The sequence below is a fragment of the Pseudomonas migulae genome, assembly GCF_043225285.1.
Taxonomy (GTDB): Bacteria; Pseudomonadota; Gammaproteobacteria; order Pseudomonadales; family Pseudomonadaceae; genus Aquipseudomonas; species Aquipseudomonas migulae_C.
This window is the reverse complement of the sequence record NZ_CP171224.1, coordinates 5,346,113-5,369,449: the sequence shown is the minus strand read 5'-3', so window position 1 is coordinate 5,369,449 and position 23,337 is coordinate 5,346,113. Positions and strand designations below refer to the sequence as shown.

The 23,337-nt window shown below is 60.5% G+C and carries 20 protein-coding genes; 9 read left to right on the top strand and 11 right to left on the bottom strand.

Annotated elements, in window-relative coordinates:
• Positions 1 to 109: 109 nt before the first annotated feature.
• From ACF6ZU_RS24690 to ACF6ZU_RS24675, 4 genes are all read left to right on the top strand, one after another.
• Positions 110 to 1,153, top strand: coding sequence for an LLM class flavin-dependent oxidoreductase (locus ACF6ZU_RS24690; RefSeq protein WP_392887858.1), 1,044 nt, complete (start codon positions 110 to 112; stop codon positions 1,151 to 1,153).
• A gap of 269 nt (positions 1,154 to 1,422) precedes the next feature.
• Positions 1,423 to 1,575 carry a hypothetical protein gene (locus ACF6ZU_RS24685; RefSeq protein WP_392887856.1) on the top strand — a complete coding sequence of 51 codons (153 nt, stop codon included), beginning with the start codon at positions 1,423 to 1,425 and terminating at the stop codon, positions 1,573 to 1,575.
• 93 nt (positions 1,576 to 1,668) lie between these two features.
• On the top strand, positions 1,669 to 2,346 hold the full coding sequence (locus tag ACF6ZU_RS24680; protein WP_392887854.1) for an isochorismatase family cysteine hydrolase: 678 nt from the start codon (positions 1,669 to 1,671) through the stop codon (positions 2,344 to 2,346).
• A gap of 5 nt (positions 2,347 to 2,351) precedes the next feature.
• The gene (locus ACF6ZU_RS24675) at positions 2,352 to 3,716 is read left to right on the top strand and encodes a purine-cytosine permease family protein (protein ID WP_392887851.1); all 1,365 of its coding nucleotides are present in this window, start codon (positions 2,352 to 2,354) and stop codon (positions 3,714 to 3,716) included.
• Positions 3,717 to 3,782: 66 nt separating this feature from the next.
• On the opposite strand, the gene ACF6ZU_RS24670 is transcribed toward ACF6ZU_RS24675, so the two are convergent.
• The 3 genes from ACF6ZU_RS24670 to ACF6ZU_RS24660 form a co-directional block, all read right to left on the bottom strand.
• Positions 3,783 to 5,066 (bottom strand): MFS transporter, encoded by a 1,284-nt coding sequence (locus ACF6ZU_RS24670; protein ID WP_392887849.1) that lies wholly within the window; start codon positions 5,064 to 5,066, stop codon positions 3,783 to 3,785.
• A 63-nt stretch (positions 5,067 to 5,129) separates the two neighbouring features.
• Entirely contained in the window at positions 5,130 to 6,008 is an 879-nt protein-coding gene (locus ACF6ZU_RS24665) for an alpha/beta fold hydrolase (protein ID WP_392887847.1), read from the bottom strand.
• A 60-nt stretch (positions 6,009 to 6,068) separates the two neighbouring features.
• On the bottom strand, positions 6,069 to 7,073 hold the full coding sequence (locus ACF6ZU_RS24660; RefSeq protein WP_392887846.1) for a PdxA family protein: 1,005 nt from the start codon (positions 7,071 to 7,073) through the stop codon (positions 6,069 to 6,071).
• 349 nt (positions 7,074 to 7,422) lie between these two features.
• On the opposite strand from ACF6ZU_RS24660, the gene ACF6ZU_RS24655 reads away from it, so the two are divergent.
• Positions 7,423 to 8,439, top strand: coding sequence for a zinc-binding dehydrogenase (locus tag ACF6ZU_RS24655; protein WP_392887844.1), 1,017 nt, complete (start codon positions 7,423 to 7,425; stop codon positions 8,437 to 8,439).
• 75 nt (positions 8,440 to 8,514) lie between these two features.
• Here the strand turns inward: ACF6ZU_RS24655 and ACF6ZU_RS24650 are convergent, their stop codons facing one another.
• The 8 genes from ACF6ZU_RS24650 to ACF6ZU_RS24615 form a co-directional block, all read right to left on the bottom strand.
• Entirely contained in the window at positions 8,515 to 9,195 is a 681-nt protein-coding gene (locus tag ACF6ZU_RS24650; RefSeq protein ID WP_392887842.1) for a GntR family transcriptional regulator, read from the bottom strand.
• A gap of 125 nt (positions 9,196 to 9,320) precedes the next feature.
• Positions 9,321 to 10,376 (bottom strand): ABC transporter permease, encoded by a 1,056-nt coding sequence (locus tag ACF6ZU_RS24645; RefSeq protein WP_392887840.1) that lies wholly within the window; start codon positions 10,374 to 10,376, stop codon positions 9,321 to 9,323.
• Entirely contained in the window at positions 10,369 to 11,880 is a 1,512-nt protein-coding gene (locus ACF6ZU_RS24640) for a sugar ABC transporter ATP-binding protein (protein WP_392887838.1), read from the bottom strand. Before ACF6ZU_RS24640 ends, ACF6ZU_RS24645 begins: the two co-directional genes overlap by 8 nt.
• Before the next feature lie 88 nt (positions 11,881 to 11,968).
• Positions 11,969 to 13,210, bottom strand: coding sequence for a sugar ABC transporter substrate-binding protein (locus ACF6ZU_RS24635; protein ID WP_392887836.1), 1,242 nt, complete (start codon positions 13,208 to 13,210; stop codon positions 11,969 to 11,971).
• Between the two features lie 80 nt (positions 13,211 to 13,290).
• On the bottom strand, positions 13,291 to 14,796 hold the full coding sequence (locus ACF6ZU_RS24630; protein ID WP_392887834.1) for an aldehyde dehydrogenase: 1,506 nt from the start codon (positions 14,794 to 14,796) through the stop codon (positions 13,291 to 13,293).
• Positions 14,797 to 14,936: 140 nt separating this feature from the next.
• Positions 14,937 to 16,214 carry a carbohydrate porin gene (locus ACF6ZU_RS24625; protein WP_392887832.1) on the bottom strand — a complete coding sequence of 426 codons (1,278 nt, stop codon included), beginning with the start codon at positions 16,212 to 16,214 and terminating at the stop codon, positions 14,937 to 14,939.
• Between the two features lie 125 nt (positions 16,215 to 16,339).
• Positions 16,340 to 17,512, bottom strand: a complete 1,173-nt coding sequence (locus ACF6ZU_RS24620; RefSeq protein ID WP_392887830.1) for an iron-containing alcohol dehydrogenase — start codon at positions 17,510 to 17,512, stop codon at positions 16,340 to 16,342.
• A 40-nt stretch (positions 17,513 to 17,552) separates the two neighbouring features.
• Entirely contained in the window at positions 17,553 to 18,704 is a 1,152-nt protein-coding gene (locus ACF6ZU_RS24615; protein WP_392887829.1) for a glycerol dehydrogenase, read from the bottom strand.
• A 224-nt stretch (positions 18,705 to 18,928) separates the two neighbouring features.
• Between ACF6ZU_RS24615 and ACF6ZU_RS24610 the strand changes: the two genes are divergently transcribed.
• The 4 genes from ACF6ZU_RS24610 to ACF6ZU_RS24595 all read left to right on the top strand — a co-directional run bounded on the left by ACF6ZU_RS24610 (position 18,929) and on the right by ACF6ZU_RS24595 (position 23,292).
• On the top strand, positions 18,929 to 20,533 hold the full coding sequence (locus ACF6ZU_RS24610; RefSeq protein ID WP_392887826.1) for a GMC family oxidoreductase: 1,605 nt from the start codon (positions 18,929 to 18,931) through the stop codon (positions 20,531 to 20,533).
• Positions 20,534 to 20,548: 15 nt separating this feature from the next.
• The gene (locus ACF6ZU_RS24605; RefSeq protein WP_392887824.1) at positions 20,549 to 21,349 is read left to right on the top strand and encodes a shikimate dehydrogenase family protein; all 801 of its coding nucleotides are present in this window, start codon (positions 20,549 to 20,551) and stop codon (positions 21,347 to 21,349) included.
• A gap of 28 nt (positions 21,350 to 21,377) precedes the next feature.
• Positions 21,378 to 22,070 carry an SDR family NAD(P)-dependent oxidoreductase gene (locus ACF6ZU_RS24600; RefSeq protein ID WP_392887822.1) on the top strand — a complete coding sequence of 231 codons (693 nt, stop codon included), beginning with the start codon at positions 21,378 to 21,380 and terminating at the stop codon, positions 22,068 to 22,070.
• Positions 22,071 to 22,200: 130 nt separating this feature from the next.
• The gene (locus ACF6ZU_RS24595; protein WP_392887820.1) at positions 22,201 to 23,292 is read left to right on the top strand and encodes a glycerol dehydrogenase; all 1,092 of its coding nucleotides are present in this window, start codon (positions 22,201 to 22,203) and stop codon (positions 23,290 to 23,292) included.
• Positions 23,293 to 23,337 lie beyond the last annotated feature (45 nt).

The window sequence follows — 23,337 nt, the reverse complement described above, 5'->3', positions numbered from 1 at the left end:
TCCGCGACGCGCTTCACAGCGGCGAGAACCCCCGGGAGCGCCCAGCGCTCATTCCAGGCACCAGGCCCGCAGTCGACAGGCCGATAACAAAAGATTCGAGGTAAGCGTCATGAAATTTTCCCTGTTCGTGCACATGGAGCGCTGGGACGAAAGCGTCAGCCACCGTCAGTTGTTCGAGGACCTGACCGAACTGACCCTGATGGCCGAGGCCGGTGGTTTCAGCACGGTCTGGATCGGCGAACACCACGCCATGGAATACACCATCTCGCCAAGCCCGATGCCGCTGCTGGCGTACCTGGCCGCCAAAACCACCACGATCCATTTGGGTGCGGGCACCATCATTGCGCCGTTTTGGCACCCGTTGCGGGTAGCCGGTGAATGCGCGTTGCTGGACGTGATCAGCAACGGCCGGATGGAAGTCGGCCTGGCCCGTGGCGCTTACCAGGTTGAGTTCGACCGCATGGCCGGTGGCATGCCCGCCTCGTCCGGTGGCCAGGCCCTGCGGGAAATGGTCCCGGTGGTTCGCGCCCTGTGGCAAGGCGACTACGCCCACGACGGCGACATCTGGAAATTCCCGACCTCCACAAGCGTGCCGAAGCCGATCCAGAAGCCGAACCCGCCGATGTGGATCGCCGCCCGCGACCCGGACTCGCACAACTTTGCCGTGGCCAACGGCTGCAACGTGATGGTCACGCCGCTGATGAAGGGCGATGAAGAAGTCCTCGACCTGAAGAACAAATTCCAGACCGCGCTGGACAACAACCCGGACGTACCGCGCCCGCAACTGATGGTGCTGCGTCACACCCACGTCCACGCGGTCGATGACCCTGAAGGCTGGAAAGTCGGGGCCAAGGCGATCTCGCGTTTCTACCGCACCTTCGACGCCTGGTTCGGCAACAAGCAGACCCCGGTCAACGGCTTCCTGGCACCGAGCCCCGAGGAGAAATTCGCCGAGCGTCCGGAGTTCGCACTGGACAGCCTGCACAAGACCGCCATGATCGGCACCCCGGAAGAAATCATTCCGCGCATCAAGTACTACCAGGAACTGGGGGTCGACGAGTTCAGCTTCTGGTGCGATAACAGCCTGCCCCACGCGGAAAAGAAAAAGTCCCTGGAGCTGTTTATCAAACACGTGGTCCCGGCGTTCCGCTGAGTCCACCGCCCTTGTAGGAGCGAGCCTGCTCGCGATGACGGTCTGACCGTCAAAATGGATGTGTCTGGCACACCGCAATCGCGAGCAGGGCTCGCTCCTACAGGGTTTTGAGCCTGACGTGTAGGTTCCGCTGAGCCCACTTCCCTCTGTAGGAGTGAGCCTGCTCGCGATGACGGTCTGACAGGCAAAACTGATGTGTCTGGCACACCGCAATCGCGAGCAGGCTCGCTCCTACAGGGATTGTTGCCTGACGTGTAGGATCGATTCCCATGTTCAATGGTCGTCTCCCATCACTCTCCCCTCCCTCCGGCGCCGAGCAGGCTTACCTGCGCGGTGAATGGACCGCTTCGCATATCCATTTCAAGCGCCTGCGCGCCAGCGTTTCCGCCAAGCAGAACGGCTTCTGGCAACCCGTTTACTGAGCCTGCCCGAATAGAAACCCACGCACTTCATACCGCCTCACTGGCGCGGTATGCACGGTGCATTGTGCTTCGGCTCATGATCAGGTTTGCCCAATGAACAATAAAAACGCGCTGTTGATCATCGACATGCAACAGGAGGACGGTTTCGTCCTCGAACACTTCGACACCGTCGTCGCCAACACGGCGGCCTTGCTCGAGACCGCCCGCCATCAGCGGGTACCGGTCATCTATACCCGCCATATCAATCAGGCCGACGGCAGCGACCTGCCGCGCGGCGAGCCACGGGCTGCCGACGGTGGCCCGAGCAGCTACCGCGCCGGTACCCGGCAGGTGGAAATCCTCGACCAACTGACACCGCAACCCGCTGAGCACATCGTGGACAAAGGCCGCTACAGCGCCTTTCACCGCACGGACCTGGATGCCCGGCTCAAGGCACTGGAGGTCGACACGTTGATCATCAGCGGCGTGTTGACCGATGTCTGCGTACTCAGCAGCGTGTTCGACGCCTTCGCGCTGGGTTACCGGATCCGCCTGGTCAGCGACGCCTGCACCACGACCACCCTCGCGGGGCATCACTCCGCACTGTTGATCATGGCCAACTGGGTTTACGCGCTGGAAATCCTCACCAGCCGCCAGTGCCTGCGCGCCCTGGAACATCTCGATTACCTGAGCCTGATCCCGGAACACCCGGACTGCTTCGCCCATCAGCCGCACGAATTCGAGAGCACCATCGCCCGTCTGAACACCCACCTCGCCCGGACTCAGGAGTGATCGCCATGCAAGTCGAAAAAAGAAGCATCGATTTCATCCCCGAAGCCGAACGCCACGGCCGGCCCGGTTCGCTGTTTTTCATCTGGTTCGGCGCCAACATGAACATCACCACCATCGCCTCCGGCGTGTTGCCGGTGGTCATGGGGCTCAACCTGTTCTGGAGCGCACTGGCAATCATCATCGGCTCACTGCTGGGGGCGATTTTCATGGCCTCGCATTCCGCCCAGGGCCCCAAGCTCGGCATTCCGCAAATGATCCAGAGCCGTGCGCAATTCGGCGTGCTCGGCGCGGTGCTGCCGTTGCTGTTCGTGATGTTGATCTACCTCGGGTTCTTCGTCAGTAACACGCTGCTCGCCGCCCAGGCCCTGGAATCCGTCAGCCCGTTGCCGGCGACGGGCAATGTCTGCCTGATCGGTGCGCTGTGCTTTGTCGTTGCGCTGTATGGCTATCGCCTGATTCATCGCGTGCAGAAGTGGTTGTCGCTGCTGTCGCTGGGGGTGTTCTGCACCGCCACGCTGCTCGCCTTGCAGTTGCCGATACCGGCGGAGCAATGGTTGCCGACGGGTTTTTCGCTGTCGAAATTTCTGGTGGCGGTGAGCATTGCGGTGACCTGGCAGCTGTCCTACGCGCCCTACGTCGCCGACTATTCGCGCTACCTGCCGAGCAGCACGCCAACCGCCCAGGTGTTCTGGTACAGCTACGCCGGCACCGTCATCGGCGGTGCGTGGATGATGATTCTCGGGGCGATGCTCAGCGTCGGCATCGGCGATTTTTCCAGCAACGTCGGCGGGCATGTCGCCGGGCTGTTCGGCAGCGGTACGGTGCTGCTGTTCGTCTTCATTCTCTATGGCCAGGTGTCGATCAACGTCTTCAACCTGTATGGCGCCTTCATGTCGACCATCACCGTGATCGAGCCCTTCGCCCGACTCAAGGTCACCCCACGGGTGCGCGGGCTGTTCATGTTGCTGATCAGCCTGCTGGCCACGGCGCTGTGCACCATCAGTCAGGATGACTTCATCAGCTTCTTCCTCAACTTCATTTTCTTCATGAGCTATTTCCTGATCCCGTGGACGGCGATCAATCTGGTGGACTACTACTGCCTGCGCAAAGGCCAGTACCGGATCGACGACATTTTCAACCTGAACGGGATCTACGGCCGCATCAACTGGATCGCCTGTGGCAGCTTCCTGCTGGCGATAGCGCTGGAAATTCCGTTCATGAACACCACCTTGTACGTCGGTCCGGTGGCCAGCGCGCTGGACGGCGTTGACCTGGCCTGGATCGTCGGGCTGCTGGTGCCTGCGCTGAGCTATTACTGGCTGATGAGGCTTGGCGCGCGTTCGCCGGCACTGAACGCCGGGGCCCGGTAAAACCGAACGGCACGACATCGATCCTGGTTGATGTCGTGCCGCTGCGGGTTCAGCCAGTCAGAGCGTTCAGCCCTGAGTGATCGCCGCATTCGAATGCAGCGATGAAACCGGCTCCGGTGCCGGCTCGTCGTCCAGCGTGATGAACATCGCCAAGACCGGCCCCGCCAACACCACGGCAATCGACGCGCCGAAGGCTACCGACCAGTTATTGCCGGTGATGTCGAGTAACCAGCCAATCACCACCGGCGACACGGCACCCGCCAATGCCATGCCGGTAAAGGTGCAGGCGCTGGAAGTCGCGGAGTGCGCGTGGGACACCTCGGTACCGATCACCCACAGCGGCGAGTCCGCCAGTTCCGAGCAAAAGAACGAGAAACTCAGGCCGCAGGCGCAGATCATCAGATCGTGGGTGAACATCAGCGGAATCAGGCCGATGATCGAGGCCAGGAAGCCGAAGATGATCAGATCGCGACGGGAGCGCAGGCGGTTGCCGGTGACCTTGAAGCGCCAGTCCGAGAGCATGCCGCCCACCGCCGTGCCGACGGTGCCGCCGAGCAGCACGAAGGTCGAAAACATCGCGGTGTGGGTCAGGTCCATGCCGTAGCGCTGGGTGAAGAACGACGGAATCCAGTTGAGGAAAAACCACAACACCCAGCCATGGCAAAAGCAGGTTGCCGCCGCCGGCCAGACCCTGCGCAGCATTTGCGGCCAGTTGACGGGAATGGCGGCCACCGGCACCACTGGGGCAGCGGCCGTGGCCTCCACCAGTTTCTTCGATTCACTGAGGCTGAAATACATGACGAACATGTAGATCAACGTCACCACACCGAGGATGACGAAGGTCATGCGCCAGGAAAACTGAATGATCATGAACGTCACGATCAACGGCGCCAGTGCGTTGGCCAGGCGTCCCGACGCATGCATCATGCCCTGCGCCGTGCCGCGCTGGGTGATGGGGATGGCGCGGGCGATCATGCGCGCCGCCGTCGGGTAGATCGGCGCCTCGCCGATGCCGACCACGAAACGCGCGATCACCAGCACCACCAGGCCACTGACCAGACCCGTGGCGATGGTCGCGACCGACCAGATAATGCCGTACAGCAACATCGCCTTGCGTGAACCGATCCGGTCACTGAACCAGCCGCCGGGAATCATGAAGCAGCTGTAGGCGATGGCAAACGCGGAGAACATCATGCCCAGGTTGGTGTTGCTGAAACCCAGCTCCTTGCTGATCGTCGGGGCGGCGACCGCGAGGTTGGTACGGTCCACGTACATGATGAAGGCCATGACGCACAGCAACACGAAAGTCAGCGTTGCCCTGCGCTTTTGCGCCAGCGTAGTCGGAATCATTTTTTCCACCTTTTTTTATAGTTGTAGTGGGCAGGCGGTCATCCCGGACCGCCTGTCATGGCGTTACTTGAAGAAACCGCTGAGCACCTCGTAAGTCTCGTCAGGGCACTCTTCCTGCAGGTAATGGCCCGAAGGCACGGTGGCGGTCTGCACGATGTTGGTGGCGTAGCGGCTCCAGATGTCCGCGGCGTTATGGTTGCGGCCCACGCCGCCCTTCTCGCCCCAGAGAATCAGCGCCGGGTTGTCGATGCGACGGCCCGCGTCGTAGTCGGCGGTGTCCATGTCCAGGTCGATGCCGAACGTGGCGCGATAGTCTTCGCACATCGCATGGGTGGTCGCCGGGTTCTTGATGCAGCGGATGTAATCGGCCAGCGCCTCAGGCCCGAAGAAGCTGGTGCCCTGGTCGGTCTTCGACAGCTTGCGCAGGATGAAGAACTCCGGGTCGGCATTCATCATGCGCTCTGGCGTCGGTGCGTCCTGGGTCATGAAGAACCAGTGCCAGGAGAATTTGCCCCACTGGCGCGTGACGTTGTTGAGCAGATAGTGCTGCGGCAGCATGTCGACGAAGCCGGCCTTGAGCACCTTGTCGCCATGGTCCAGGCACATGCGGTGCAGGACCCGCGCGCCACGGTCATGGCCGGCGGCATAGAACTGCTCGAAGCCCAGTTGCTGCATGACCTCGACCTGATCCTGGGCCATGGCGCGGAACGAATACGCCGAATGATCGCCGCCGCCTTCGGGTTTCGAGCTGTCGCCATAGCCGCGCAAGTCGGTGCAGACCACGGTGAAATCCTTGGCCAGGCGGGGGGCGATCTTGTGCCAGGACAGGTGGTTGAACGGGTTGCCGTGCATCAGCAGCAAGGGCGGACCCTCGCCTCCCACGACAGTGACGATATCGGCACCGCTGGTCTTGGTGATGGTCTTGGTGAAATTCTCGAACATGGTCTCAGCCTCGATGGGTGTCTCTGGCCTGGGCGTTACGCCCTGCTCTTGTTGTGGGTCTCAGCGTTTGAACTTGCGCGCGGCGGCGTTATCGGCGGCGACACGGAACGCGGCAGCCATGGCGCCAACGTCGGCGATGCCTTTGCCGACGATGTCGTACGCCACGCCATGGGCCGGGGTGGCATAGACGGTCTTGAGGCCACCGGTCAGGGTCACGCCGGACGAGAAGCCCAGCAGCTTGGTCGCGATCTGGCCCTGATCGTGGTACATGATCACCACCGCGTCGAAATCGCCGTTGCGCGCCTTGATGAACACCGTGTCCGAGGGGAACGGTCCTTCGCAGGCCAGGCCTTTGAGGCGCAAGGCTTCGAGCGTCGGGCGAATGATGGTGATCTCTTCGTCACCGAACAGACCGTTCTCGCCGCCATGGGGGTTGAGGGCGGCGACACCGATGCGCGGAGCGTTGTTGCCCAGGGCGCGCAAGGTATCGTGGGCCAGTTGCAACGCGCCTTCGATGCGATCCGGTTGCACCATGTCGACCGCCTTGCGCAGCGCCACATGGGAGGTCACGCGAAAGGTCGAGAACTGCGGGATGATGTTGACCTCTCCGAAGTATCCGGCGTGCTCGGTCCAGGCCGCGAACATCTGGTGCTCGTCGTGGTAGTGCCAGCCACCGCGATGCAGGCCGGCCTTGTTCAACGGCGCGAAGCAGATGCCGTCCAGCTCCCCGGCGAGTGCCAGGTCGGTCATGATTTTCAGGGTTTCGCCGGTCAGCCGACCGGACTCCGCATTGACCACACCGCGCTCATACAACGCCGGATCGACGTTGTGCAGATCGATCAGGGGCACCGCGGCCTGGGTGTGATCGGCCTCGCTGAGGCGGGTGATTTTCTGGTAAGGGATGCGCCGGTCAGCGTCGCGCATGCCCAGTTCCAGCACCCGCTCGTCACCAATGATCACCACATCCGCGCGCTCACGTGCCTCAGGTGTCGACAACAGCTTGACGACCAACTCAGGGCCAATGCCGGTTACATCGCCGAGCATAAGTCCAATCAGGGGTTTCATCAGATTCTCTCCAGTCCGATCAAGGCGTGTCTTTTTTGTTATCGGGAGTACCTGGGAACAAGCCCGGTTTTACGGGCCGACGCCTGGGTGCAACCGCTGTGGACATCCTAGGCCGACGGGGTGGGCCTTCAAGGTGCAAAACGTGGGGCGGGCATTCACAGAATGTGGTTTGAGCGGGGTCGATGGCCGCTGCGTCGTGGGAGAGATTGCTGATTTCTGTTCACAACACCTTTGCGAAAACAGTCGTTCTGCTCAGCGAACCCGACAAGGATACTGATGCCCTCACGTGTGGCGCAGCGTTGCCTGCTCAACGCCTTTCGCCGGATTCGATTTTTCAAGAGGACACACAATGCACGCTGATTACGCCGCCTGGTCCTGGACCGCTGGCAAAGGTATCCACGGTCTGCAATTGATCCGCAAGCCGCTGCTGGAACCGCGCCCGGGTGAAGTGCTGGTGGCTAACCGCGCACTGGCGCTTAACCCCGTGGACTGGAAAATCATCGAGAGGGGTCATCCCGCGTGGAACACGGGTCACGTGCCCGGCGTTGATGGCACAGGCATCGTGGTTGCCTGCGGCGCCGGTGTGCCGATCAAGCCGGGCACCCGTGTGGCGTATCACCAGTCGCTGGAGCGCGATGGCAGTTTTGCCGAATACTGTTTGCTCGATGCAGCCACCGTGCTGACGGTACCGTCCGCGCTGGATGACACCGTCGCCGCATCGTTGCCCTGCCCTGGCCTGACCGCCTGGCAAGCCCTGGAAAAAGTGCCGCTGACCGGGCCGAACGATGTATTGGTGATCGGGGCCGGTGGTGCGGTCGGTCTGTTGTTGGTGCAACTGGCCGCGCAAGCGGGCTATCGCGTGTGGGCGACGGCAGCCACAAAGCATCACGAGCATTTGAAGGCAGTGGGCGCCGTTGGCGTATTCGACTACCGGGACGCTGACTGGCAGCAAACGCTTCAGGCCCGGCTGGGTGAGCGTCGACTCAACGCCGTGTTCGACACCGTCAGCGGCACTCATGCAGCCGCGCTGGCCCCCTTGCTCGGTTACAACGGTCACTTGGTGTGCATTCAGGATCGCCAGGAAACCTCACCGTTACCCGCCTTCAGCACCGCCATTTCCCTGCATGAAGTGGCGCTTAACAGTTTCCATGCCCACGCCAGCCTCAGTGATCGGCAACGGCTGAGACACGCCGGAGAACAGTTGCTCGAAGGTGTGCTTTCGGGGCGACTGACGACACCCAAAAGTCAGGTCTTCGAATTTCGCAATCTCCCACAGGCCCTGCATGCGCTCAAGCAAGGTGGAGCAGGTGGGAAGTGGGTGGCGCGGTTGAACGAAACACCCTCCTCCCCGTTCGGCCAACCCTGAAAACGCCATCGCCCGAGACTCCTGGAGTGGAGCCTCGGGCGACAGGTTCAGCAGGATCCGACAGAGCGGGCGCGATTACGCTTCAGCCAGGGTTTCCTTTTTCTCCAGCCAATCAATCATCAACTCGCCCCAGGCGATATCGGCCTGCAACGCCTCTTTGGCCTTGGCCGAGTCGCGGGTGCGCAAGCCTTCCAGTACTTCGAAATGCTTATGCTTGGCACTGGCCAGCTCTCGCTTGGGCACCTCGGCATGAAACCGGCTGAGCAGCGGCCCCATGATGACCCACATGTTTTCCAGGGTTTTCGACACCACCGGCATGCGCGCCGCAGAGATCAAACCGAAATGGAACTCCCGGTTGAGCAAGGCTGCCTGCTTGTAGTCGACGGAGACGGCCTTCTGGAAGGCATCCTGAATGGCTTCGAGCTTGTCGATTTCCGGTTTGGTAATCCGCTGAGCCGCCACCCCTGCGGCCTCGCCTTCCAGCAAATGACGGATCAACTGGATTTCACGCAACTGGCTGACCGTCAGCTCCGGCACATAAATCGAAGTCGCGGCCTTCATGTCGAGCGCATGATCGCTGACCAGGCGGAATATCGCTTCGCGCACCGGCGTGATTGAAACACCGAACTCTTCGGCCAATGTGCTGATGCGCAACCGGTCGCCGGGTTGATACTGCCCGTCCATCAACGCAGTGCGAATGATGGAATACACACGCTCACTCAAGTTGCCTTTATCAATGGGCTTATGCACGGTCACGGTCACTCGATCTCCAGGTCGATTAGTGTGCGTAAAGGAACGGACTTGTGAATCTGCCGACCTGAAACGCGGATAACGCATCATACATCATCAAATTGCGCCTGCCACTCCGGCCGACGGTTAGCCTAAATGCGCGCATCCCGGCGACCGACGCCTTGCAGTAACACGGCGATAACGATAATCGCGCCTTTGATAATCTGCTGCGGATAGGCCGGTACGCTCAGCAGATTCATGATGTTGCCGATCAACCCCAACACCAGCACGCCCACCACGGTATAAAAAATCGTGCCTTTGCCACCGGACAGCAATGCGCCGCCGATCACGCATGCCGCGATGGCATCCAGTTCCAGCGCCATGCCGGCGCTGGGTGTTGCGACCCCCGAACGCGAAGCGATCACCACACCGGCCAACGCGGAAAGGCCACCGCAAATACCATAGGCAGCCAGTTTGTAGCGCTCCACCGGAATACCGGCCAGGCGCACCGCCGTTTCGTTGCTGCCGCAGGCAATGGTCAAGCGACCATACGCGTTGTAACGCAGGATCAAGGCAAACACGACCGTCACCAACCCCGCCAGCCACACCGGCCAGGGAATGCCGAGCACGCCATCGGCCAATCGACCGAAATCACGCAGCAGGCCGGCGCTGACCAGTCTGTCATCCAGCCTTTGCGGCTGGCCGTTGGAGAGGATGAACGCCAGCCCTCGAGCGACCGTCATCATCGCCAGCGTCGCGATAAAAGGCGCCATGCGAAAGTAGGCGATGAAGGTGCCCGTCACCAACCCCATCAATACGCCGGAGGCCACCGCGATCGCCACGGCCAGGAGCAATCCGGCCCCTCCTTCGACCGGCAGCACATTCAGGGTCATCGCAACCACGATGCCACCGACCGCAGCGACCGAGGCCACGGACAAATCGATGCCCGCGGTGAGGATCACAATCAACATGCCGACGCTGACCAACAGCAATGGCGTCAATTGGCGCAACAGGTTGCCAATGTTCTGATACGTGAAAAAGTCCGCCGACAACACACTGGCGATGATGGCCAACAGCACCAGCATCACCAGTGCGTTGTGTTGCAAAAACAGCCGCTGCAACGAACGCCGGTCTTTCCGGCCCTCTTGAGCGCGATTGTTTTCCTGTAGAAGCTCGGCCGTGGCCAGCTTGGAATTAGGGTTATTCATGGTGCTCGACTCCCATTGCCAGGCAAATCATTTCTTGTTCTCTAATGCGCTCGCCCACCAGTTCGCCGGCGATCGCGCCTTCGCGCATCACCAGCACGCGATCACACATGCCGATGATTTCAATCATTTCCGAGGAGACCATGATGATTGCCACGCCTTGCTCGGCGAGGTCATTGATGACCCGGTAGATTTCCGTTTTCGCCCCTACGTCCACACCGCGAGTAGGCTCGTCGAGAATCAGCACGCGGCAGCCCGCATCGACCCACTTCATCAGGGCGACTTTCTGCTGGTTGCCGCCGGAAAGATCACCCACCAGTTGCTCGATCGAGTGAGTCTTGACCGCCAGTTGCTGGCGCAACGTTTCGATCCCCCGGGTTTCCCGGCCACTGGCAATCCAGCCCATGCGACCGGTATAGGGACTGTCGGGACGCAGTGCGCCGTTGACCCGGATCGACATTTCCAGCAGCACACCTTGCTGCTTGCGGTCCTCGGGCAACAGACCAATGCCATTGGCAATGGCCTCGCGAGGGCTGCGGTTGTGGATTTCGCGGCCGTCGAGGTAGAGGCTGCCGGACGTTTTTCGATCCGCGCCGAAGATCGTCCGCATGGTTTCGGTGCGACCGGCGCCAACCAGCCCACAAAAGCCCAGGACTTCGCCCGCGCGGATCTCAAAGCTCACATCGCGCACCAAAGGTCCGGCATTCAGGTGCTCGACTTTAAGCAACACCTCGCCAAGCTGCTTGCTACGGGGGGGAAACAGGTCACTGAGTTCACGACCGATCATCATCTCGATCAGACCACGTTCGGTGATGTCAGCCAGTTCAAGCGTGCCGACCGTCCGGCCGTCCTTGAGCACCGTGGCGCGGTCGCAGATCCGGAAGATTTCATCCATGCGATGCGACACGTAAATGATGCACGCGCCTTTGCGTCGCAACTCATCAAGGATTTTGAACAGCTTCTCGGCCTCGTGAGAGGTGAGCACGGCCGTCGGTTCGTCGAAGACCAGCACCGACGAATTGCGCGACAGCGCTTTGCAGATCTCCACGGCTTGCTGATAGGCCACCGGCAGACTGCCGACCGGCTGGCGCACATCGATATCGCTGAAACCCAGTTCATCCAGAATCCCCCGGGCCTTTTCGCGCATGGCCGCCCATTGGACGAACCCTTTGCTCTTGCCCAGATCGTCGATGCAGATGTTTTCGGCGACCGACAAATGCGGCGCCAGGGCGAACTCCTGATAGATGATCGAAATGCCCAGCTTGAGGGCATCGCCGGGCTTGCGAATATCGACGGTCTCGCCATTCAGGCTCACCCCTCCGGAATCGCGCACATAGGCCCCGGAAAGGATCTTCATCAAGGTTGATTTTCCGGCACCGTTCTCGCCCATCAGTGCGTGAATTTCACCGGCACACGCTGAAAAATTCGCATTGTTCAACGCGCTGATACCACCGAATCGCTTCGAGATATCCAGCATCTCTACGGCGGTTTTGTGCATCGCATTCATACTGTTCACCGTCTTTAAACTGTCGCCATTCGAGCTGTAACCGCTGACAGGAAACCCAGCGGCTACAGGCCGTTTCATCCGCGCGAAATCACTTCATCGCGGTTTTGATCTGCTCGATGGAACGGAAAGGCGGGACCGTTGCGGTGGTCGGCGGCTGGCTGTCAGCCTTGATGTAGGTGTCGACGTTGTCCGGAGTGATCAGCGTGACCGGGAAGTAAGACGCCAACGGCAGGTTGTTCGCATCCAGGCCCTTGTCGAGCATCTGGTGGATCAGCTCGATCGCGGCCACACCGGTTTCCGAACCACTGTTGGTGGCGGTGACCAGCAATTTGCCTTGCTTGATCAGGTCCAGCGCCACACGAAAGCTGCCAGCCCCCGAAGCCACCATCACGCTGTTTTTCTTACCGGCATTTTCGAGGGCATTGATCGCTCCAATGGCAATGAAGTCGTTCTCCGCCAGGACCAGATTGAGCTTGTCGCCCTGGGACGAAAGGATGTCTTCAGTGGCCGCCAGCCCGCCCTCTTCGGTCCAGTCACCACGGCCCCACGCCAGCACATTGAAACCACCCTCCGGCCAACTGAAGCTGCCTTTCGCTTTGACCTGCTGAAACAGCTTGAAGCCCTTGAGCATCGCGTCTTCTTTGGACAGACCCAACTTGCGCTCTTGGGCGCGGGCATAGACGATTCCGGAAATCATGCCGTTGAGTCGGCTTTCGGAAGTGGAATTGCCCATGACCCCGATGACCATGGCCGCATTGATGACCTTGGCCGGATCACTCTTGGCGGCGACATAACGCCCGGCCTCAAAACCACTGCCGTAAGGGTTGCCGGTGCTGGTCGTGATGACCGGAGCCCGCGCATCCGGAGCGGTGCCGACAGTGATGACCGGAATCCCGGCGGCCACCGCACGCTCCACATCCGATACGGAACCGAGGACATCGGTAGGGTCGATCACGATCAGGTCGACGCCCAGGGTAATGAAGTTATCGACCTGCGCACTCTGCTTGGCGACGTCACTGTCCGCCACCTGCAGTTCAATGTCGTAGTTGTACTGTTTGGCGATGGTTTTGGCATCGTCGATCATTGAGACGAACCACGGGTTGCCCAACGTTATTTCGGTCCAGCCGATACGCAGGCGATCGCCCTTCTTTTTCAGGGGCAAGGCCTTGTTGATCGAGGTGCGATCCGGCATGTCGGGGTCAATCACACCCGACAACGCGGTGTTGGGTATCAAGCTGTAGATTTCATGCTTGGGAGCGGCCCAGGCGTGCGTGCCGATGAGGCTCGCCAGGGCCAGGGTCGTGATCGAACGGACAGCTGACAGTTTCATAATTATTATTCTCCAGTGCGCTGATTTTTGATCGGTGGTGCAGGTGCTGTGTCGAACAGCACCGATTCCCCGTTGATGACTCAGTCCTGCAAATCGATCCAGGCGGATTTGAGTTCCGAATACTTGTCCAGTGCGTGCAATGACCGGTCACGGCCGTTGCCCGATTGCTTGTAGCCACCAAACGGCATGGTGATGTCGCCCCCGTCGAAGCAGTTGACCCAGACGCTGCCGGCGCGCAGCGCACGGATGATCGAGTGGGCACGCGACAGATCACTGGTCCAGAGACTGGCGGCCAGGCCATACGGCGAATCATTGGCGATGCGGACTGCGTCCAGATGATCCTTGGCGCTGATCACTGAAAGCACTGGCCCGAAGATTTCCTCGCGGGCGATGGTCATGTCGTTGGTGACGTTGTCGAAGATCGTCGGCGGAATGTAGAAGCCGTCGGCCAATGCACCGCTGGCACGCTCGCCACCGAGGATGACTCGCGCGCCCTCCTGCGAACCTTTATTGATGTAGCCGAGTACGCGTTCCATCTGCGCCTGGTCGACCATGGCCCCCAGTTGCGTCGCCGGGTCGAGTGGGTCACCGACGGTGATGGTCCGCGCCACCTTCAATACTTCGGCGACAAAGTCGTGGCGAATCCCCTCTTCCACGATCAACCGCGATGGCGCCACGCACACTTCGCCCTGGTTGAAAAACATTGATCTGGCCGCCGTGGTGGCAGCTTTCTCGAGGTCGCGGCAATCATTGAGAATAATGTTCGGTGTCTTGCCGCCGCACTCCAGCCAGACCCGTTTCATGTTTGACTGGCCGGCGTACTGCAAGAACAATTTGCCGACTTCTCCAGACCCGGTGAACACCAGCGTATCGACATCCATGTGCAGACCAAGCGCCCGGCCGGCGGTCGGACCGAACCCCGGCAACACGTTGAATACGCCCGGCGGAATGCCCGCCTGCGCGGCCAGTTCAGCGATGCGCAGTGCCGTCAGCGGCGACTGCTCGGCGGGTTTGAGAATCACCGAGTTGCCCATCGCCAGCGCCGGCGCGACCTTCCACATCGCCATCAACATCGGGAAATTCCACGGCGTAACGGCGGCGACCACGCCGATAGCTTCGCGGGTAATCATGCCCAGCGCGCCCGGACCCGAAGGGGCGATTTCGTCGTAAACCTTGTCACAGCATTCGGCGTACCACTGCAGGCACTCAAGCACCGCATGCACATCGAACCCGCTGCTTTCGGACACTGGTTTGCCCATGTCCAGCGTCTCTAGCAGCGCCAGTTCGGTCATGTTCTGCTCGAACAACGCCGCGAAGCGCAGCAGGACTTTTTTGCGCGCCTTGGGGGCCAGTTGCGACCACACGCCGCTGTCAAACGCCTGCCGGGCGACCTTGACCGCGACGTCGACGTCTTCGGCCTGGCAGGACGCCACGTGATTGAGCACCTGGCCGTTACGTGGGGAAATGTTGGCGAAGGTCTCACCGCTCAGCGCGTCGACGAACCGGCCATTGATGAAGGCTTGCCCTGGCAGTTTGAGGGTGGCGACACGCTGCTGGACCGCAGCGATATCAACGAGTGTGTTCATGCTGTTGCGTCTCCTGTTTTTGTTTTAGGCGTAGGCGCCCGACGACGATATATCATGCATTATTAAAATCGCAAGCGAAGGAATGCCCTGATTCAGGTGGTTTTCTTCACAACTGATGTTCGTTAAACCCGCGTAATCCGTTAAAAACTGACTTCTGTTTTCAAGCCGAACACCACCACGCTTTTATCCCCGCTAAACCCGCCGGGGTTCGCGACGTATTGCACGTTGGGCCGCAGCGTCAAAGCGGGTGTCACGCTGACGCCGTAGTACAGTTCCACCGGGTATTCGGTGTCCGGCGCCGGTCGGGTGAACGCGCTTTGCTGACGGACACGCCTGGCGGATTGGTCATTCACTTCAAGACGGCCGATCGCCAGGCCGATTTCATCCTGAGGGCGCGCGGCAAACGGCCCGCTGACGAACGCGCCGACGTGGAAGACCTTTTCCACGTAGGAGACATCGCGATCCGACTGAATGAAGTTGGCAAACAACGTCAGGCCCCGGGCACTGTTTGCCGAGTCCTGATAAACCCGTTGCTCGGCCATGGCGTAGTAACCGCTGGCCTGATCGTGCTGATCCGGTGCGTTGCCGGTCAGGCCGATGGGTTGGCCATTGACGTCGTGGTAGACATCGTTGAAGTCACCGGTATTTCGCCAGATACCCGCGCGATAGGTGCCGGGCAAACCGTTCAGGGTGGGTTTCCAGGCCAACTCCCCAACGGCCAGATAACCGGTGGTGCCGGACGGGCTGCCAAAGTTCAGGCCCTGGGCGTTTTCGGTGAAACGAGGATTGACCTGATACAACGAAGCATTGAGCGACAGTTCGTCGGTCAGCTTCGCTGCCACCGCGGCGCCCCATTGACTGACAGGCCAGGTGAACCAATTGGGCGTGATGTAACCGGGCACCGTGCCGCAGAACGTCAGGTTCTGGAATTTGCAGGAAAACGGGAACACATCGCCGCTCATGGGCAAGCGTCCAAGCTTCACCACCAGCCGCTCATCCAGTAACGCCTGCTGGTAGTAGAACTGCACCAGACGGGTAACGCTGCCGTAGCCGTAGATTTCCTGGGCGGCGAGCAAGGTGTTGGTGCCCGCTTCGGCGGTAAGGTTTTCGCCGTTACGGTTGCTGAAGGTCATGCGAAAACTCGCCCCCTGCCAGCCCAGCAACTTCTGCAAATCGAAGTTGGTATCGATCATCAACTGATCGCTGTAAGTGCCTTTGTGCTCGTCGCCGCCCTGGGTGTTGTAGGCCAGTTCGTTGACGTAGGTCAGCTGGAAATCCACGCCCTGCTCGTGCAAGCGGGTGCGTTCACCGTTCCAGTCCCCCAGCAGAAAATTATTCGGCGAGTAACTGGCCGCCTGAGCACCTGGCAATGCGCAGGCACTCAACAGTCCGACGGCAACTATCGTTTTATTGGTCATTATTATTGTTCCCGAAACCATTTTTATTGTTGGTCTTAGTGTTTTTCGAGCATGCAAAACCCCGCCAACCCAACTGACGGGTCGGTCAAACAACGTTCTTCAAATCTTTGTGACAGAGACTTCGGCTAGAAACACATTTTCACTATGTCGGCGACTTCCTCTTTGCTGTTGATTTTCTTCGGATGACAGGCCAGGTCCTGGTTGAAACTGGTCCATACGGTGAGTGCAAACTCGTCGATCTGCTCGGGACGCAAACCGTAGCTGCGGAAGGTGTCGGTGACGCCCAACGCGCTGAACAGTTTCTTAAGGATCTCGGGCAGGCGTTCTGCCCGTTCAAGCGACGACAGACTCAGTGTCGATGGATCGAGAATACCGGCCACGCACGCGAACTTGTCGGCACAGACCGGCAGCGTCCAACTGATCACATACGGTGTGCTGGCGGCGACGGTGCCGCCATGGGGGGCGTCGGTCATCGCGCCCAATGGCTGACCCAAGGCATGGGAAACCGTGACTCCGGCAGTGGCGATCGCCATGCCGCCAAGGGTCGAGGCGAAAGCCATGCGCGCGCGGGCCTCCAGATCATCGCCGTGCTCCACGCACTGCCGGGCATTGGCTGCGAACAACCGGATCGACTCCAGCGCGACCATTTCCACCCAGGGCGTGCAGTGAATGCTGATGTACGCCTCCAGCGCGTGGCAAAAGGTATCGACGGCGGTCAACGCCGTCAGCTTCGGCGGTTTCGACACCAGAATCTGCGGATCAATCAAGGCGACATCCGGGTAAATGAACCGGTTGACGATGGCGCATTTCAGACCCAGTTCAGGATTATTGATCACCGCAAAAGGGGTCGCCTCAGTACCTGTGCCGGAGGTGGTCGGCACTACCAGCAGGGGCAGGCCACGGCTTTGCGGGCGCGTGACGACCTCGCCCAGGCGCTCGGTGTAGTCCCAGCAACTGCCGCCATGGACGGCAACGAAAGCCACGGCTTTGGCAGAGTCGATCGCGCTGCCGCCCCCGACAGCCACCACCACGTCACAGCCGTGGCTGCGAACCTGTTCGACCGCACGATCGATCGTGGTGTGCCGAGGGTTGGGCACGATGTCGTAGCACTCGAGAAACTCAATGCCGTGCTCGACAAAACTGCCGGTAATCTGCGCCACCCAGTCACTGCCTTGAAGAAACGGGTCAACCATCAGGAAGACCTTTTTGCCATACGTCCCGACCTTCTCGCCCATGCGCCTGATCGCCCCGACTTCAAAATCCAGGGTGAGCGGCAGACTTGCCTGAAATGCGTTCATCAGTTCACCTGTTGTTATGGCGTATGCGCTGTTGACGGGCTCAGACCGCCAGCAACGACCCGCCTTCTTTGTAGAGTTGGCCGAGATCGCTGGCGGAGATCAGCGCGGCTTTCATTTCATCGAAAGTGACTTCGAACGGTTCGACGTTGCTGGTCTGGCCGGGGTCAGCGGCAGTGCGTGCCACGCAGTCGAGTTCGTGCTCAGTGATGTCGGCCAGCCCCAGATCTTCGAAGGTGACCGGCAAGCCGATACTCAGGCAGAACCTCAGCACCGCATCCAGTTCGCGACTGGATTTGCCTTCGAGCACGAGCATCACCACGACGCCGAAGGCCACATACTCGCCGTGGTACATCGTCGCCCGGGCGCCCAGCTCACTGAAGCCGCAATACACCGCATGAGCAGTGGCCACGCCGTTGCTTTCAAAACCGATGCCGCTCATCAGCGCATTGGCTTCCACCACGCGATTGAAGGCTTTGGTCACGCATTGGCGTTCAGCGGCGCGCCGGGCTTGCAGGCCGTCTTCAAGCAGCACCCGATAGCACAGCTCGGCAATGGCCATGGAGGTCAGCGTCGATTTGGCACCGGCACCGCCCTCTTTCAGCCCGGCACCGGCGTTACCGAGAAAATTGTCCCGGTCCGACTCAACGCAGGTGCGCGCTTCGAAATAAGTCGAGAGCGCGTCGCCCATTCCGGCCACCAGCAGACGCACAGGGGCCTGGGCGATGATCCAGGTATCGACCACCACCACATCCGGGCTGCGCTCGTAAAAAAGCACGTCGTCAAACGCGCCGGCTTCGGTGTAAAGCACTGACAGCGAACTGGTGGGGGCATCGTTGGAAACGACGGTAGGCACGATACACAGCGGCAATTTAGCCTGATTGGCCACGGCCTTCGCCGCGTCGAGCACCTTGCCGCCACCGACACCGATCACCCCGTCGCACTCAAAGGCATTGATGCTCGCCGCAAGCCGCTGGATTTCCTGACGTGTCACTTCTCCGGAAAAAATTCCGTAATGCAGTTGGGTGTGCTCGGTATCGAAACTGGCATCAAGACTCTGTTTCAGGCTGTCGAGACGGCCCTGAGTGGTGATCACCAAAAATCGTCGACCGAACCAGGCGACATGCCGGTACAGCCGATCAAGTTCCTTGTAGCCCTGGATATAGCGGCCGGGGGCAGCAAACATTTGAGTCATGTCATCGTCATCCTGGCCTCGTCGTGGAGGCTTTTTGTTATTGCTTTGAGGACGTAGGCGAGAGTCTCATCTCGCGACGGATCGATGATATATCATATTTAATTTTCGACCGCCAAGCGCTTTTTTCACGAAACCCGCCTGGCCAAAAACCCGGGATTGACGTCAGGGGGGCGCGAAGATATATGATGCATGAAAACAAGAACAACACTGTTTCGGAGGAAGGCATGCACGATTACGTTGTCATTGGAGGCGGCTCTGCGGGCTGTGCGTTGACGGGGCGCCTGATCGAGGCTGGCGCTTCGGTTCTGCTGATTGAGGCCGGTCCGCGGGATACTCATCCGCTGATCCACATCCCCGCCGGATTCACCCGGTTGTTGTCCAGCCCACTGCTGTCGCGTCACGAAACACAACCGCAAACGGCCATGGATGGACGCAAGCGCATCCTTCCCCAGGGTCGTGTACTGGGCGGTGGGAGTTCGGTGAATGCGCTGATTTATATCCGCGGCCAGCATGAGGATTACGACGACTGGGCCAGCGCCGGCTGTGACGGTTGGTCGTTTCGCGAAGTGCTGCCGTACTTCAAGCGTGCCGAAGACAATGAGCGTTTCGACAATGGTTACCACGCGACCGGTGGCCCGCTGGGTGTCTCGGACCTCAAGCAAGTGTGCGAGTTGTCTCGGGGGTTTGTGCGGGCCGCGCAGCAAGCCGGCATCCCCTTCACGCCCGACTTCAATGGCGAGCGTCAGAATGGCGTCGGCTTCAACCAGATCACCGCGCGCAACAACCGCCGCTGCAGCGCGGCCGTGGCGTACCTGCGTGCGGCTGAAAAATCCGATCGCCTGACGGTCGTTACCGACGCCACGGTGCAAAGAATCCTGATCGAAGGCGATCAAGCCGTGGGGGTCGAGTACACCCATAAAGGCCAGCGGGTGCAGGCGCGCGGCAGCAAGGAGGTGATCCTCAGCGCAGGCGCCATTCAGTCACCCAAGTTGTTGATGCTGTCCGGTATCGGTCGGGCCGAAGAACTTCAACGCCACGGCATTCCGTTGCTGCATGAACTGCCCGGCGTCGGCCAAAACCTGCAAGACCATGCGGAAATCGGCACCATCGCCTATTGCCATGGCCAGTACGGTTATTACGGCCAGGACAACGCCCTCAACACCGTCAAGAATGGCCTGCAGTATTTGATGTTTGGCAGCGGCCCGGTCAGCTCGAACGTCACCGAGGCCTGTGCGTTCGTCAATACCGACAACGCGCAGGAACGGCCCAATGCCCAGATGCATTTCGTGCCCATCGTGTTTTTCGACCTTGATCAGGAGACCATCAAAAAACCGGGCGCGACCATCAACACCTGCGTCCTGCGGCCGATGAGCCGCGGGGAAATCCGCCTGACCGACAATAAGGCCGACACCCCTCCACACATTGACCCTCGTTACTTCGCCCACCCGGAAGATCGTCGTGTCGCGATCAAGGGGTTGAATCTGTCACGGGAAATTCTCGCTCAGCCAGCCATGCGCGCGTACACCGGTGAAGAGGTTTTTCCGGGATTGAATGTGCGCAGCGATGAAGCACTGCTGACCTATATCAGCGAGCGCGCCAAGACCGTTTACCACCCCGTCGGCACCTGCAAGATGGGTGACGACGACCTGGCCGTGGTCGACCCGCAACTGCGTGTGCGCGGACTGCGCAACCTGCGGGTGGCCGATGCCTCGATCATGCCCAACCTGATCTCCGGCAACACCAATGCTCCGTCCATCATGATCGGCGAAAAAGCCGCGGACATGATCCTCGGGCGAGCCGCACTACCCGCTTCTACAGCCCCCTTTTGAAAGAGGAATATCGACATGCCCATCAGCGGTAAAACCCGAGTCGTCGTCCATTTGACCTACCCGGCCAAACACTTGCGCACCCCGGAATTCTTCAACCCGTTGCTGGAACGGCTCGGCTACGACGGCGTGCTGGTGCCCTGGGAAGTCTCACCGGACAACCTCGCCACCGCGTGGGAAGGTTTGCGCGGGATTGAAAACCTGGCGGGGGTGATTGTCACCGTGCCGCACAAGCTGGAGGTGGCGAAATTGTGCGATGAACTCAAGGGAACGGCCAGTTTGCTGAACGTATGCAATGTCGCCAAACGCCTGCCCGACGGGCGTTTCAGCGGACGCATGTTCGATGGCGACGGCTTTGTCGGCGGCCTGAAAAAACAGGGCCATGACCTTCGCCACAAGCGCGTTTTGCTCCTCGGTGCGGGCGGCGCGGCCACCGGCATCGCCCATGCGTTGCTCGCCGAAGCGATCGAAGAATTGGTCATCAGCAATCGCACACCGGCCAAGGCCGAAGAACTGGTCCGCGAGCTGCGCCAGATGTTTCCCGGTCGGTCGATCAATGCCGGCCCCAGCGACGCAACCGGATTCGACGTGGTGATCAACGGCACGGCGCTGGGCCTCAAGGCCGACGACCCGCTACCGCTCCCCGTCGACACCCTCGCCCCCGGCACAGTGGTCGGCGAGGTGGTGATGAACCCGGACATTACCCCGCTACTGAGCGCTGCCGCCGAACGTGGCTGCGTGATCCATAAAGGCGCGCACATGATCACCGGCCAGATCGATCTTCTCGCCGAATTTTTGTTTTCCAAATCGGGCGTTTGACGCGCCCTCCTCTCACAAAGGAAAGACCATGAAAAAAACTGCAATCGTCACCGGCGGTGGCTCCGGCATCGGCCTGGCCACGGCACAACGTCTGCACGACGACGGTTATGAAGTGTTCACCGTGGGCCTCGGCGAACCCGAGCAACGTATCGAAGGTATTCATTATCAGGAACTCGACGTGACCAACGACGAGGCGGTAACCGGTTTCTTCGAGCAGTTCGAGCGAGTCGATGCCATCGTCAATGCCGCCGGCATCATTGACCACAATCGCGAATGGGAACTGGAAGGCTTCAACCGGGTCATGGACGTCAACCTGAGCGCCGTGTTGCGCATCACCAACGCGGCCCTGCCCGGCCTGAAAGCCGCTCGCGGGGCGGTAGTGAATTTCGCCTCGATGTGGGGAATTTTCGGTTCTGCCAAGACCCCGGCCTACGCCTCGAGCAAAGCGGCGATCAGCGAGCTGACACGCTGCATGGCGGTGGCCTGGGCGACCGATGGCGTGAGGGCCAACGCCGTGGCGCCGGGCTGGATTCTCACTAACCTGTCGCGTCGGGCGTTCGAGGACCCGGCACGTTCCGAAGGCATCATGGCGCGCATTCCGATGAAGGCCTGGGGTGCGCCGCAAGACGTGGCCAACGTGATCGCCTTCCTGGTTTCGGACAACGCGCGCTACGTGACGGGTACAACGTTGCCGGTTGACGGCGGTTATTCCATCGCCTGACGTCATCTCGTCGCTTGAGCGCTTGACCGTTTAAAAACATGATATATCATGCATCACAACAAGACCGAGGCACCGGCAACCTGTCGCCGGGTCCTCGAATAACAAGAAGCAACACAGTGAGAGGTGCTGAATGAATCTGGTTTTCGGCTCGCCCGGACGGTACGTCCAGGGCACTGAAGTGCTCGCTCAGGCGGGTACCTGGCTAGCACACTGCGGACGCCGGGCCGTGGTGGTCATCGACAGCTATGTACTCGGCCTGATCCGCCAACGGCTCGATGACACCTGCGCACGGTCCGAGGTCGAGTTGCACTACCTCACCTTCGATGGCGAGATCACTGCCGACGGCATTGCCGATCTGCGCAAAGCGGCCGCCAAGGTCGAGTTCGACATGATCCTGGCCGTCGGTGGCGGCAAATGCATCGACGCCGGCAAAGCCCTCGCCCACACCTCGGGTCGCGCGCTGGTCACCATGCCGACCGTAGCCTCCAACGATGCGCCGACCTCGAAAAACTACGTGGTCTACGACGCCCATCATCAACTGAGCGAAGTCGGTCACTTGCTGGTCAGCCCGCGCTACGTGCTGGTGGACACCTCGCTGATCGCCCAGGCACCGCGCCAGTTTCTGCTCGCGGGCATTGCCGATGCGCTGACGAAAAAATTCGAGGCCGAGCAGTGCTTCAAGTCCGGTGGCGTGAACATGTTCGGCGCGCGCCCGGCACTGTCGGGCCTGGCGCTGGCACGCGAGTGCTACCACGTGCTGCGTCAATACGCCGAACCGGCGCTGGCCCAGGCCGGCACCGGCGAAGTCACCGTCGCGTTCGACTACTTGATTGAAGCGGTGCTATTGATGAGCGGCCTGGGCTTCGAAAGCGGTGGCTTGTCCATTGCCCACGCGATGACCCGCGGCCTGTCGAAAATCCCCGGCGCGCAGCAGCAGGTTCACGGCTTCCAGGTCGCCTACGGCTTGCTCGTGCAGTTGGTGCTGGAGGATCGCGACGCCGAACTCATGGGCGACATGTTGAGCTTCTATCAACGCATCGGCCTGCCGCGCAACCTCGCCGAACTCGGCGTCACCCACGTCGACGATGCACTGTTGATGCAGGTGGCGGAACCCACCTTGAAAGCCCCGCATGCACGCAACTTTGCCTCGGTCTCGGGCGGCGCACTGACGTGCGACGAACTGATCGCAGCGATGCGCGCGCTCGAAGGCCTGGCCCACTGAGCACTGCCCCGGCGCCGTTGAACACACAACCACCCCGTTGAAGTT